Origin of the sequence: Shewanella sp. Iso12, from assembly GCF_012030025.1 — a bacterium.
Lineage (GTDB): Bacteria > Pseudomonadota > Gammaproteobacteria > Enterobacterales > Shewanellaceae > Shewanella > Shewanella algae.
On the sequence record NZ_JAAUHW010000002.1, the window covers coordinates 248,234 to 261,176 of the forward strand.

The 12,943-nt window shown below is 55.3% G+C and carries 11 protein-coding genes; 7 read left to right on the forward strand and 4 right to left on the reverse strand.

What is annotated here, in order from left to right:
- Positions 1 to 164 precede the first annotated feature (164 nt).
- The gene (gene dauA, locus HCX89_RS05080) at positions 165 to 1,961 is read right to left on the reverse strand and encodes a C4-dicarboxylic acid transporter DauA (RefSeq protein WP_044734838.1); all 1,797 of its coding nucleotides are present in this window, start codon (positions 1,959 to 1,961) and stop codon (positions 165 to 167) included.
- 371 nt (positions 1,962 to 2,332) lie between these two features.
- Between dauA and HCX89_RS05085 the strand changes: the two genes are divergently transcribed.
- From HCX89_RS05085 to HCX89_RS05105, 5 genes are all read left to right on the forward strand, one after another.
- A complete protein-coding gene (locus HCX89_RS05085; RefSeq protein WP_167715287.1) occupies positions 2,333 to 4,234 on the forward strand; it encodes a VWA domain-containing protein in 1,902 nt (633 codons plus the stop codon).
- A 140-nt stretch (positions 4,235 to 4,374) separates the two neighbouring features.
- Complete coding sequence (locus HCX89_RS05090; RefSeq protein ID WP_071239230.1) at positions 4,375 to 4,953, forward strand: sigma-70 family RNA polymerase sigma factor; 579 nt, start codon at positions 4,375 to 4,377, stop codon at positions 4,951 to 4,953.
- Positions 4,950 to 5,795 carry a hypothetical protein gene (locus HCX89_RS05095; protein WP_167715289.1) on the forward strand — a complete coding sequence of 282 codons (846 nt, stop codon included), beginning with the start codon at positions 4,950 to 4,952 and terminating at the stop codon, positions 5,793 to 5,795. The genes HCX89_RS05090 and HCX89_RS05095 overlap by 4 nt, the downstream gene beginning before the upstream one ends.
- Positions 5,796 to 5,899: 104 nt before the next feature.
- Entirely contained in the window at positions 5,900 to 6,370 is a 471-nt protein-coding gene (locus tag HCX89_RS05100) for a cupin domain-containing protein (RefSeq protein ID WP_167715291.1), read from the forward strand.
- 271 nt (positions 6,371 to 6,641) lie between these two features.
- On the forward strand, positions 6,642 to 7,475 hold the full coding sequence (locus HCX89_RS05105; protein WP_157824673.1) for an ABC transporter substrate-binding protein: 834 nt from the start codon (positions 6,642 to 6,644) through the stop codon (positions 7,473 to 7,475).
- On the opposite strand, the gene HCX89_RS05110 is transcribed toward HCX89_RS05105, so the two are convergent.
- On the reverse strand, positions 7,414 to 7,878 hold the full coding sequence (locus HCX89_RS05110) for a DUF2809 domain-containing protein (RefSeq protein WP_071239226.1): 465 nt from the start codon (positions 7,876 to 7,878) through the stop codon (positions 7,414 to 7,416). The genes HCX89_RS05105 and HCX89_RS05110 overlap by 62 nt on opposite strands.
- Positions 7,875 to 8,213: a helix-turn-helix domain-containing protein gene (locus HCX89_RS05115; RefSeq protein WP_071239225.1), complete on the reverse strand. Its 339-nt coding sequence runs from the start codon at positions 8,211 to 8,213 to the stop codon at positions 7,875 to 7,877. Before HCX89_RS05115 ends, HCX89_RS05110 begins: the two co-directional genes overlap by 4 nt.
- 206 nt (positions 8,214 to 8,419) lie before the next feature.
- Between HCX89_RS05115 and HCX89_RS05120 the strand changes: the two genes are divergently transcribed.
- Complete coding sequence (locus HCX89_RS05120; protein ID WP_025010933.1) at positions 8,420 to 8,734, forward strand: monooxygenase; 315 nt, start codon at positions 8,420 to 8,422, stop codon at positions 8,732 to 8,734.
- 134 nt (positions 8,735 to 8,868) lie between these two features.
- Positions 8,869 to 12,135, forward strand: coding sequence for a S41 family peptidase (locus tag HCX89_RS05125; RefSeq protein ID WP_071239224.1), 3,267 nt, complete (start codon positions 8,869 to 8,871; stop codon positions 12,133 to 12,135).
- Positions 12,136 to 12,236: 101 nt separating this feature from the next.
- On the opposite strand, the gene HCX89_RS05130 is transcribed toward HCX89_RS05125, so the two are convergent.
- Complete coding sequence (locus HCX89_RS05130; protein ID WP_045282626.1) at positions 12,237 to 12,680, reverse strand: OsmC family protein; 444 nt, start codon at positions 12,678 to 12,680, stop codon at positions 12,237 to 12,239.
- Positions 12,681 to 12,943 lie beyond the last annotated feature (263 nt).

The following is a 12,943-nucleotide window of genomic DNA, read 5'->3' on the forward strand; positions in this document are numbered from 1 at the left end:
CAGCGCCCTTTTCATCAGCGCGCATACTAGCAGATTAACTTTAGTGGGGGGATAGCCAATTTCTTACAGTTGTGTCAGTCAGTTGTGATTGAAACTGCTGACGGGATAAACAAGCGCCCGGATAACTCCGGGCGCAGGCAGAAAAAGAGCTCGGCGTTGCCAAATTATTGGGCGGGTTTCTCCTTGGCGGTAGCGCTTGAGTCCGGTGCCGTGGAATCGACGGTTATCTGTGGTACCTGCTCTTCAATCAGCTCTCTCAAGGTGGGATAGAACTTGAGCACACCTTCGATAGGCTGAACCTTGGCCTTGGCCAGTGTTCTAATGGGCTGGAACTGCAGATCGGCAACCAGCAGACGGGTATTGTTGCTCTGGCATTTGCGTATCAATTTATTCAACGCGGCCATACCACCGGCATCGAGAATGGACACTCCATCCATATAGAGCACTATGACTTGCTTATCCTGGGTCATCTGCGCGATTTCAGCGAAAATGCGCTCAGCGGCGGCAAAAAACAGTGGCCCGTTGATCTTCAGTACTACCCAGTCGTCCGGTAGTGGCCGGTCGATGTAGCGCTTATTGTTGCTGATATCGTAGAGACGGGTCATCTCGGCGATCTCTTTCATAAACAGCAGGGCCGCCAGCATGATCCCGAAGGAGATGGCGATCACCATGTCGAACACCACAGTCAGGAAAAAACAGCTTAAGAATACCCAGATATCGCTGCGCGGCGCGGTTTTCAGCAGTTGCCAGGCCTTGGGGGCTTCGCTCATGTTCCAGGCTACAACCAGCAGCAAGGCCGCCATGGCAGCCATCGGCAGGAAGGACAGTAAGCCGGCCAGTGCCACCAGCCCCAGGAGTACCACCAGGGAGTGGATAATCGCCGATACCGGGCTAAAGGCACCGGCCTTGACGTTGGCCGCACTGCGGGCAATGGCAGCTGTAGCCGTGATACCGCCAAAGAATGGGGCTACTATATTACCTATCCCCTGGCCAAGCAATTCGCTGTTGGCGCTGTGACGCTTGCCAGTCATGCCATCAAGCACTACGGCGCAAAGCAGGGATTCGATGGCGCCCAACATGGCGATGGCAAAGGCAGCCGGAGCCAGCGCTTTTACCATCTGCCAGGAAAGCCCCAGAGGTTCGCCATCCGGCCCAGGTTGCAACCAAGGCCACTCAAAGCTCGGCAGGAAGGGGGGAATACCATTGCCCTGGCTACCATCTGGCAACAGATAATGGAAGCGGCTGCCTATGGTTTCTACTTCTTGCCCCAAATTGCCGAGCAGCAAAGCCAGTAGACTGCCGACAATGATGGCCGGCAGATGCGCCGGCACCGGCAATTTCAGTTTTGGCCACAGCAGCATGACAGCCAGAGTGACCAATGCCACCACTAAGCTGGGAAAATCGGTTTGTGGCAGCGCCAGTGCCAGCACCTGCAGTTTTTCACCGAACTGCTCCGGCATGCTGTCTATGGGCAGACCGAAAAAATCTTTCAGCTGCAAAACTGCGATGACCACACCTATCCCGGCGGTAAAGCCCAGCGTCACCGACTGGGGAATATATTGGATCAGGCGACCAAGGCGCAGCAGCGCCATGGCTATCAGGATAACGCCTGACATCATCCCCGCCATCAACAGGCCGGCGAGGCCAAACTCCTGGGCTATGGGATAGAGCAGCACCACAAAGGCGGCGGTCGGGCCAGAGATTGAGTAGCGTGAGCCGCCGGTGATGGCGATGATAAAGCCGGCTATGATAGCGGTGTAGAGACCATATTGAGGGGCTACGCCACTGGCGATAGCCAATGCCATGGCCAATGGAATGGCGATAATCCCCACAGTGACCCCGGCCATCAGATCCTGGCCAAAGTGCTTTCCACTATAGCCTTCCTTGGCGATGACTTCACGCAGGGCATGGCCCAGGCGCAAAGAAAAGAGTTGGGTTCTGAAATTGCTTATGTGAGGCACGTCGACAGGGCTCCAGAAAATCAAACCGGCTAAAGGCCGGGAAAAAGAGCCGCTATTTTAGGCTTCTGCAAACTCGCCTTGTGTGATGCGTGACTCAAAAGCTAAATTTTAAGCTTTTTTTTGAGCCAAAAGTGTGTTTGGTCGAGGCGGTTGTGCTTCTCACGTTTCCCCATCTCTTTTTCTCTGTCTTGGTCGCTTGGTGTTTCTCCGCCATCATCCAACGGCGCTTTGGCTTATTTGCAAGATTTGTTGGGGACTCAATAACCCTTTTGCTTCTGCTGCCCGTTTGCAATAACAACAGCCGAATAAGGAGAAGTGTTATGAAGGCGATAATGTTGCCTGGCAAGTGCAAGGTAAATCAGAAAGGGAAGATGAGGATAAATCAAAGCGCCGCCATTGCCGGGCGCCGCTATCATCTTAGCCTGTTGGCCATCTTAGTTGGCAGTTTGGGGTTGGCCGCTTGCCAGCCACTGCAGTCCCATGAGCCACCCAAGGTCGCCAATCAAGCGAGCGAGGCTCAATTCCCTGAGGTTGAAACAGAGGTACTGCCAAGCAAAGACCCCGGGCAGGATATGGCGAACGCTGTCACCCATGCGCAAGCCCAGAAGTTAGCCGTCAGCGCTGCTGCATCGCCGCGGGCTTTGTACAAGCCGAGTGTCCAGCCAAGAAGCTTGAGCGTGCCCTCTGAATTGACTCTGGCGGATGTGAATTATCCCAGCGCCACAGTGCTTGCCAATGGCTCGGAGGTGTATATCGCCAACGGCATCATGGTGGCGGGCGAAACGCCGTTATCGACCTTTTCCGTCGACGTGGACAGCGGCAGTTACAGCCTGATGCGGCGCAGTATCAACCTGGGAATATTGCCCCCCAAAGGCACAGTGAGAGTCGAGGAGTTGATTAACTATTTCGACTACAACTACCCACAGCCGGACAAAGGCGAGCCTTTCTCCGTCAGTACTGAGCTGGCACCGTCACCTTACAATGAAGGCAAGATGCTGCTGCGTATCGGGCTTAAGGGCTATGAAGTGCCGGCCAGTCAGATAGGCGCCGCCAACCTGGTGTTCTTGCTGGATGTTTCCGGCTCCATGTCATCGCAGGACAAGTTGCCGCTGCTGAAATCGGCCATCAAAATGCTCAGCGATACGCTCACCTCGCAGGACAAGGTGTCGATAGTCGTCTACGCCGGTGAGGCCGGCGTAGTACTGGACGGTATCAATGGCGCCGATAGCGAGAGCTTAGACGCCGCTTTGGCTGAGCTTAAGGCCGCCGGTGGCACCAACGGCGGTGAAGGCATCCAAACAGCTTACCGTTTGGCCCGCAAGCACTTTATCAGTGGCGGGGTAAATCGAGTTCTGCTGGCCACCGACGGCGACTTCAATGTGGGCCTGACCAGCAGGCAGGAGCTGCTGGCGCTGGTTGAACAACAAAAGCAGCATGGGATTGGCCTGACGACTCTGGGGTTTGGCCTAGGCAACTACCGCGACAGCATGTTGGAGCAGTTGGCGGATAAGGGTAATGGCCAATACGCTTATATCGATACCCTGAACGAGGCCCGCAAAATCCTGGTGGAGCAGCGTAGCGGCACCCTGCTGACCATAGCGTCGGATGTCAAAGTGCAGCTTGAGTTCAACCCGGCGCTGGTGGCCGAGTATCGCCTCATCGGCTATGAAAACCGCGCCCTCAAGCGGGAGGATTTCAACAACGATAAGGTCGACGCCGCCGAAATGGGCGCAGGGCATGTGGTGACGGCCCTGTATGAGCTCAGCCTTACGGATTCAAATAATCTGGCCAACGATGCATTGCGCTATGGTCGCGACCCTGTCAGCGGCAAGGAAAAATATAGCCGTGAAGAGCTTGGCTATCTGAAACTGCGAGCTAAACCACCCTTGAGTGACAGCAGCAAAGACAGCAAGAGTCAGCTTTATACTCATGCCATTCGCCTGGACTCGGCCCAAAAGTCGCTTGCGCTCGCCAGTGATGATCTGCGCTTTGCCGCGGCGGTAGCCGGGCTTGGGCAACTGCTTAACGGCTCAGTGTATCTGCATGACTTTGACTGGCGTCAGGTCGCCGAGCTTGCCGATTCGGCCAAGGGCGAGGACCCATACGGTTATCGACATGAGTTTGTCAGCCTGGCTCGCAGCGCCGCACTCTTGGCCGAGCAAGGCGCGCTTAAACCCGGACGCAAAACCGTGGCAGATAAACTCAGCGCCGAACCTATGTCCGAACCCATGCTTGAACTTATGCCGGCCTCCGGATTTAAGCCGCTGGAATAGGGGCATAGGCAAAACTGAGACCCAGAGTCACGCCATTGGGGTTTACAGTCCAATGGCGTGGGGGCAAACTCTCATCCCAATAGCCAATATATAGGCCCGGCCAGGGGAGAGAAAATTTGGAACAGCAAAGGCAAACGGGAATGCCAAATGGAGAGGATGAGACCTGGATGCTGGCTTATGCCGCCGGAGATGCTCAAGCCTTTGAGCGCCTCTATCTTAAACACAAGGGCGGACTCTACCGGTATTTTGTCCGCCAGTTAAGCGATATGACCTTGGCTGAAGACTTGTATCAGGAAACCTGGAGCCGGGTGATCAAGGCGGCGCAGAGTTATCAACCCAGTGCCAAGTTTACCACCTGGTTGTACCGGATAGCCCACAACCTGCTGATTGACCATGTGCGGGCGGTTAAACCGGTCGACAGTCTCAGCATAGATGAGGATGAGCCCGATGCGCAGGCCAATCTGCTGGGTCCACAAACCGCCGAGCCGGATAGCGAGCTGCTGCGAAATCGTCAGGTCGCCTGGCTCAAGGAGTGCATCGGCCTCTTGCCCCAAGTGCAGAAGGAAGCCTTCTTGCTGAATCAGGAGTCCGGGCTGACGGCGCAACTGATCAGCGAAGTGGCCGGGGTGACGCTGGAGGCCACCAAGAGCCGGATACGTTATGCCTATCAGAGCCTGCGTGACTGTTTGGGGCGCAAGACCCAGGAGAGCATTGAATGACAGAGAACAAACGCGATGATGCTGCCACGTCAGAGTCGCAGATAGATGCGCTCTATCGTGAAGGTGCTGTCGAGCAGCCGCCCCAGGCCTTGGATCAGCAAATTCTGCAGCAGGCGAGGGACAACTGCCGCCAAGCACCAGAGGTGATCCGTCCGGCGCCCGGTTTCTGGCAAAAGCACAGATATGGCCTATCCGCCGCGGCTTCTGTGATGCTGGTGGCAGGGCTGTTTATTCTTAATCCCGAACTGCGAAACTCATCGCCGCCGCAGCTTAGTGCTCCGGCCAGTCTGGAAATCAGCCCGCAGGCAGATAGCGCTGAACATGCGGCGCAGCCCGCCAGGCTGCAACCTATGGCGCCGCCGCAGCCCATGACCGCCAAGCGAGCGGCACCTCAGGAACAAGCTGTTCAGCAACAGGATATGCCTCCTCAAGAAAGTGCTGCAAAGAATCGCGCCGTGGCAGAGGACACTGTGCAGCAAAGAGCGAGAATGGCCCCCAGGCAGCAACAAGCTCTGGCTGCGTTGCCAAGGGATATCGACGGCCGTTTGGATCTGCTGACAAGTGCCATCGAAGTCGGTGAACTTGAGCAGGCGGCAGTGCTGGTACGAGGCATAGCCGCAGATTATCAACTGACGCTGCCGGATACCTTGGCCAAGATCTTGAGCCCAAACGAATCGGCCCTGGTGGAAGAGGCGGCCCAGTTGCAACTGAAGCAGCAGTCCTTTATCCATCAGGATACGGCGCCCGAGAATGCGCAAGCGCTTAATAAGGAGCAGAGCGAGCGCTGGCAAGCCTTGCTTGAGCGTCTCGAGCAGAGTCTCGAAGCCAAAGAGAATCACTGAGGCTAAAGACTGAGCTTAACTTCAAAAGAGTTATCGGGAAGCCAGTCAGTTTCAATCCATCACGGGGCAGGGAGCCTGCCCTCATTTTAATAACAGGAGTTTTTATGTTGACCGCCGATGATGTTATCCAGGCACTCGAGCTTGAGCCCCATGTTGAGGGCGGGTATTTCGGTCGTTCATTCGTCTCGGACAGCCGCTATGATGACAGCCGTAACCTGTGGACCAGTATCTACTTTATGCTCAAGACGGGGGAAGTGTCCCACCTGCATCAACTGACGGCCGATGAGATGTGGTATTTCCACAGCGGTGAGTCGCTGACCATCTATATGCTCTCCGAGCAGGGTGAGCTGACCGAGGCGCAACTCGGGATGGACTTGGCCAAAGGTGAGCGGCCACAGGTCTTGGTGCCCAAAGGCACTATTTTTGGTTCGGCAATGAATAATCCAGGTTATTCGCTGGTAGGTTGTATGGTGGCACCAGGCTTTACCTTCGATGACTTCAAGCTGTTCGACCGTGATGAACTGCTTGAGCGTTTCCCTGAGCATCAGGCGTTGATAAACCGCCTGACCCGCTAACGGGCGTTACAAGGTTAAGCTTATTTTGAGCCGTAACCTTTAAACCGCTATTTTTGAACCGTCAAATCCCCGGGGGCAGGTGCCAACCTGCTCCCTGTCATCTTGCGCCTATACTTGAAACATGAGTTGCAGCATAAGTGCTACATGCCCATTGCATAGGTGCTGACTCAAACCTATGTATCTATGGTCATCACTTGTATCTACGGTCGTCACTGTTCGGCTCAAAGGCTTGGACCGACTCAAGTGCTTGGATTGTCCGAAGGGGGTCTGCGTGCGCTGTCTGTGTTGTCTGCTGTTGTTGCTGTTTGCCCTCCCGACATGGGCTAAAGAGTGCCAGCAAGGCCTGACACTGGCCTACAATGATTGGCCTCCTTACGCCTGGACAGACGCTTTTGGCCAGCCGCAGGGACTGGACATTGAGGCCAGCCGTTTGATCAGCGGCAAGGTGGGGTGTCCGCTGAGTATAGAGGCGATACCGGCCAAGCGGGCACATCAGATGTTGAAATCCGGCCGTATTGATCTGCTTGCCGGGGCCACCAAATTGCCACAGCGGCAGCTTTATGCTCACTTCAGCCTGGCTTATCGAAGTGAAGAGGTGCGTATCTTCGTCAAACAGGGGCACCAAGCCGTCACCCAGGTGCGGCAATGGCAGGACGTGTTCTCGCAAAGGCTCAGGCTTATTCTGCCCGGTAACGGTTGGTATGGCGCCGACTATCAGGCATCCAAGCAGCGTTTGAGTCAGGCTTCGCTGTTAATCATCAGCCCCAACGCTTCCCAGGCGGTACAGATGTTGGCCTACGACAGGGGCGATGCAGTAGTGGGTGACTCTCTCTCAGTACCTTTTATTGCCGGTGAGCAGGAAAAACTGCGGTTGGAGGCGCTGCAACCTGTGTTGGCGCAGGACGGGATCCATCTGATGTTGAGCAAGGTCTCGGTTGATGAAACCTTGCTCGAGCGTTTCAATCTGGCCATTGAGGCACTGGAGGCCGATGGCTCTCTGCCGGCGCTGCGGCGTAAGTGGCAGCAGATCTCCTACGCCAGACTCAGCCTGACGCCGAGCGTCGAGAGCGATCTTCATTTTGGGGATTATCCCCGGGCCCCTTGATCTTGGCTCTTCCCGGAAAAGACAGCGCCATGGAACCCGGGAGTAACAGCAAACAACCCAGGCTGTATGCAAGCAGATCCAGCCAGTCGAAGTGGCTGCCGATAACGATTCGTGCCAGGCGAATATGGCCCAGTCCCAGCTTATCCACTAAGCCAAAGGCCTGGCCAAACTCTATGGCGAAGGCAAATGCCAGTACCAAGGGAAGCAGCAGCCGACTTGCCCAGGGGCTCACGGTTTTAAGGGCGAAAAACATCAATATCACTACCAGCAGATCGCCGATAAACCCGCGGATGAAGCCGGGCGGGGCGTAGCGGGCTATCAATACTTCAATACCGAACAATAAAACTGTGGCCAAGGCAAAATGCCAGCGCTTCAAACCATCGAACCAGGGCACAGGTTTCATTGGGGCTCTCCCGTCAGCAAGTCGGCGTTTTGCTCGGCAAAAAGGTGCATCTGCTCCAGCAGCGGCAACAGTGCCATTCCAAGCGCGCTGAGACGATAGTCGACTCTGGGTGGCACTTCAGGGTAGAGAGTACGGGTAAGTACGCCGTCTTGCTCCAGCTCCTTTAGCTGAGCGGTCAGCACTTTTTGACTGACACCGGGTAGATGCCGTTTTAGGTAGCTGAAGCGCTGTGGCTGCTGTTGCAGCAAGAACAGGATGGCGGGCTTCCATTTGCCGCAGATCAGCCGCAGAACCTGATAGGCCGGGCAGAGAGGGGCTTGCTGATTGAGTGTCATAAGGCTGGGCGCAAGTTACTTTGGGGTAACTATGCCACCAATTTGTGCCTCCTTGTAGCGAACGCGCAGCAGTTTTATGATTTTATCAGGAAGGTCCTCACGGCGCTCTCTTGAAAGAGAGCGGCTAAAACAGTGACAGGCGTTCAAGGCCTATGACTTGTTTGCATCTTCCCTGACATTAATCCGCAAACCAAGGGGAGGGTTGAATGACCACTCTATTGCAAATTGATTTTGAATTTCCCGCCGAAATGATGGGCGATGCCCTGACTGAGCAGGCCAAACCTCTGGCCGAGTCCATTACCCGGGAGCCGGGTTTCATTGCCAAAATCTGGACCGAAAACCCACGCAGCGGCGAGGCCGGTGGCATTTATCTGTTTGAAGATGAAGCCAGCGCCGAAGCTTACGCCTGTATGCACTCACAACGAGTGGCGGCCATGGGCGCCCACAACATACGCATAAGGCTGTTCGATGTGAATGAATCCTTGAGCAAAATTACCCACGGCTGGCCGCTATCAGTTTGATTTTTCAGTATGCCTGCCGACACATTTGCTAAAACTTCTGTCGTCGGCAACAGCTGAATCCCGCTGCTTTCTCTGCTAACTTGTTGGACTCGCAAAACCGCGCTAACAGACTAATAACAGAGATAGAGGCATTCATGAAACTTCGTCACTCCGTGGCCTGCTGTATGCTGGCATTGGGAACTTTGGGCAGTGCAGCCGCCTACGCCGCAGAAGCGGGCCAAGGCTATTACCGTTCGCCAGCGATTCATGACAACACCCTGGTGTTTACTGCCGAAGGGGATATCTGGACTCAGAAGCTCGGGCAGGACAAGGCCGCCCGTTTGACCAGCCTGCCTGCCGAAGAGTTGAATGCCAAGATCTCTGCCGATGGAAAATCGCTGGCGTTTACCGCCAACTATGACGGTGCCCAGGAAGTCTATGTGATCCCCATGAGCGGCGGAATAGCCAAGCGCGTCAGCTTCGAAAACAGCCAGGTACGGCTGCAGGGCTGGACCGCAAATGGCGAAATTCTCTATGCCACAGACAATGCCCAAGGGCCGGCGAATTACTGGGTGCTGCGTTCGGTAAACCCGGATACCCTGACAACCCGTGATCTGCCGCTGGCCGATGCCATAGAAGGCGTGGTTGACCCACAAGGCGAGTATGTCTACTTCACCCGCTTTGGGCTGCAAACCACAGGGGATAATGCCAAGGTGTACCGCGGCGGTGCCATGGGCGAACTGTGGCGTTATCAACTGGGGCAGGACAAAGAGGCCGTGCGGCTGGGCAAAGAGCATCAGGGCTCTCTGCGTCATCCCATGCTGTGGCAGGGGCGGGTCTATTTTGTCTCGGATGCCGATGGCAATGCCAACATCTGGTCTATGGCCAGCGATGGCTCAGATCTTAAACAGTTGACTCAATATCGTGATTTCGAAGTGCGCAGCCCCTATCTGGACGGCGGGCGCATAGTGTTCCAGCTGGGCGCCGATATTCACATGTGGGACCTGGCTTCCGGGCAGGAGCAGAAGCTGGATCTGCGTCTGGCCTCCGACTTCCCCGAGCGGCGTGAACATTGGGTTAAAGATCCGCTCGATTTTGCCACCAGTGCCAGGCTGGCCCCGGCAGGAGACAAGGTGGTCATCACTGCCCGCAGCCATGTGGCGCTGGCGACTACAGATGGTTCCCGCCTGGTAGAGCTGGACTCGGACGGCAAGCATAGAATGCGCAACGCACTGATGAGTCATGACGGCCGTTGGGTCTATGCCATCTCGGATGCTTCCGGTGAGCAGGAGATCTGGCGTTATCCCGCCGATGGCAGCGCTGGCGCCAAGCAGCTGACCCAAGATGGCAACACATTGAGAATGAGCCTGGAGCTGTCGCCCAATGGGCGTTATTTGGCACATGATGACTATGCCGGTAATTTATGGTTGCTGGATCTCAAAGACGGCAGTAACAAGAAGATAGTGACCAACAACGAAGGTCTTGGCCCCTATGCCGATATCCGTTGGTCGCCGGATAGCCGCTTCCTGGCCTTGACTCGCTCGGAAGTCGGTGCCCAACGAAGCCAAGTGATGCTTTACTCGCTGGAATCCGCCAAGGGCGAGATGCTGACCAGCGACAAATACGAGTCTTTCTCGCCCAGCTTCAGCCCGGATGGTCAGTGGCTCTATTTCCTGTCAAACCGTGAGTTCCAGGCCACCCCTTCTTCGCCTTGGGGCGATCGCAACATGGGCCCCGTATTTGACAAGCGTAGCCAAATATTTGCCCTGGCATTGAGTCAGGATGCTCGTTTCCCATTCCAACGTCCCAACGAGCTGCAAGGCGTTGCTGCCGGTGATGAAAAGGCCGCTGACGATAAGCTGAAAGTGGATTGGAAAGGCCTGAAGTCGCGGCTGTGGCAAGTCCCCATCGAGGCGGGCAATTACCAGAAACTGCAGGTGTTGGGCCCGGGCCTCTATCTGCTCGATAGGGATATCACAGGCAAACAGTCGGCGCTCAAGCTGGTGAAGTTTGACCCTTTGAGCCCCAAGTTGGAAACCTTCGCTGATGATGTGCGCGATTATCAACTCTCGGCCGATCAGAGCAAGGTATTGCTGCGTAAGCAGAGCAATCCCAAAGAGATGGTGATAGTGCCAGTGGGTGACAAACTGCCGGGCGATCTCAGCAATGCCGTGGTGCAAACATCCCAGTGGCAACTCGCCATTCAACCGCGTCAGGAGTGGCAACAGATCTTTGAAGATGCCTGGCTGATGCACAGAGACTCCTTCTTCGACAAGAAGATGCGCGGTGTCGATTGGCAAGCCGCCAAGGCCAAATATCAGCCATTGCTGGACCGGCTCACCGACAGACATGAGCTGAATGACATCTTTACTCAGATGATGGGTGAGCTCGATGCGCTGCACTCTCAAGTGCGCGGCGGTGACTTTGCCAAGGATCCCGACATGCCCAAGGCCGCCGAGCTGGGTGCACGTCTGAGTCAGGTGAAAGATGGTGTCAAGGTCAGTCATATCTATCGCACCGACCCTGAATTGCCGATGCAGGCCTCACCGCTGGCGCGCCCCGGGGTCGATGTCCGTGATGGCGACATCATCACCCATATCAATGGCCGTAAGTTGGCTACCCTGGCGCAGCTCACCTCCATGCTGCGTAATCAGGCCGACAAACAGGTGCTTTTGGGACTCAAGCGCGGCAGCAAGCAGCACAAGGTAATAGTGCAGGCTATCAGCAACCGTGACAATGCCAAACTCAGGTATCTCGATTGGGTCAATGCCAATGCCGATAAGGTGGCCAAGGCCAGCGATGGCAAGATAGGTTATCTGCATCTGTATGCCATGGGCAGTGGTGATATTGAGAGCTTTGCCCGCGAGTTTTACGCCAACTACGACAAGGATGGCCTGGTTATCGATGTGCGCCGCAATCGTGGCGGTAATATCGACAGCTGGATCATTGAAAAGCTGCTGCGTAAGGCATGGGCCTTCTGGCAACCCACAACAGGCGCGCCTTATGTCAACATGCAGCAGACGTTCCGCGGCCACCTGGTGGTACTGACAGATCAGTTGACCTATTCTGATGGTGAAACCTTCTCTGCCGGCATAAAGGCGCTGGGACTGGCGCCCTTGGTGGGTAAACAGACGGCGGGCGCCGGGGTTTGGCTCTCGGGGCGCAACAGCCTCACCGACTGGGGCATGGCTCGGGTTGCCGAGTATCCTCAGTATGCCATCGATGGTCGCTGGGTGCTTGAAGGCCGAGGTGTCAGCCCGGATATCGAGGTAGACAACCTGCCACTGGCAACCTTCAAAGGCAAAGACGCCCAGCTCGAGCGGGCTATCAGTTATCTCAAGGATGAACTGGTACGCGAACCCATACCGGCATTGAATGCTCGCCCCATGCCTCCCAAGGGTGAAGCGGACGATATTAAGTAAGCAGTGATAAAAAACAGGGGATGCATTTTGCATCCCCTGTGCAGGTGTTAGGGTGTTATCGGCCACGTGGTTCCCAGGCCGGTAGCACCCGTTTTTATTGCTCAGAAATTAATTTCCACTTCGGTATCGGCCGCCAGTGAGTTGGCGATAAAGCAGTTGGCATGCGCCTTTTCGTGGATCTTTTCCAGCGTTTCCCTATCTATCTCAGTGCCTTCGGCAAAACTGACTTCAGGGTTGAGGCTCATGCGGGTCACGGCAATTTTACCAGACTCCTTCTTGCCGATTTCTGCGGTGGCGTTATCCCGGTAGCTCTCTACCGGTAAGCGCTTCAAGTGAGCTATGGTCAGGAAGGTCAGCATATGGCAGGACGATAATGCCGCCAGCAGACTCTCTTCCGGATTGACCTTGGCTTCATTGCCTTTGTATTCGAGGGCTGCTGATGCCAGCAGTTGTTGGCCTGTACCAAAGTCTATTTGATGATCGCGATTGAACTCTCCCTCGGGCGCCGGGCTGGTTTGCCAGGATACGGTCAGATGAAAACTCAATTGGATGCTCCTTGAGACGGTTTGCAAAGTAGCGGCCACTATAGCCTATTTGCCAAACCCTTGTCTGCCACAGGTCATCACGATTCCACCCGGCTCGATTTTTCTCAGTAAACCCAAGAGCTGTTTCTTATTAACTAATTGTTTTAAATTGAATATTTGTGTTTTTTAACTTTAATGCTTTGGTCTTATCTCTTTGGTCATTCCACCTACTTTAGTCTTGCATCTGTCGTCTGGCGGCGCTATAACAACAGTGTGTGTAAACA

Coding starts and splice junctions, on each gene's coding strand:
- HCX89_RS05085 (WP_167715287.1), top strand. CDS start 2,333: ATGAGGATAAATCAAAGCGCCGCCATTGCCGGGCGCCGCTATCATCTT.
- HCX89_RS05090 (WP_071239230.1), top strand. CDS start 4,375: ATGCCAAATGGAGAGGATGAGACCTGGATGCTGGCTTATGCCGCCGGA.
- HCX89_RS05095 (WP_167715289.1), top strand. CDS start 4,950: ATGACAGAGAACAAACGCGATGATGCTGCCACGTCAGAGTCGCAGATA.
- HCX89_RS05100 (WP_167715291.1), top strand. CDS start 5,900: ATGTTGACCGCCGATGATGTTATCCAGGCACTCGAGCTTGAGCCCCAT.
- HCX89_RS05110 (WP_071239226.1), bottom strand. CDS start 7,878: ATGAAACCTGTGCCCTGGTTCGATGGTTTGAAGCGCTGGCATTTTGCC.
- HCX89_RS05115 (WP_071239225.1), bottom strand. CDS start 8,213: ATGACACTCAATCAGCAAGCCCCTCTCTGCCCGGCCTATCAGGTTCTG.
- HCX89_RS05120 (WP_025010933.1), top strand. CDS start 8,420: ATGACCACTCTATTGCAAATTGATTTTGAATTTCCCGCCGAAATGATG.
- HCX89_RS05125 (WP_071239224.1), top strand. CDS start 8,869: ATGAAACTTCGTCACTCCGTGGCCTGCTGTATGCTGGCATTGGGAACT.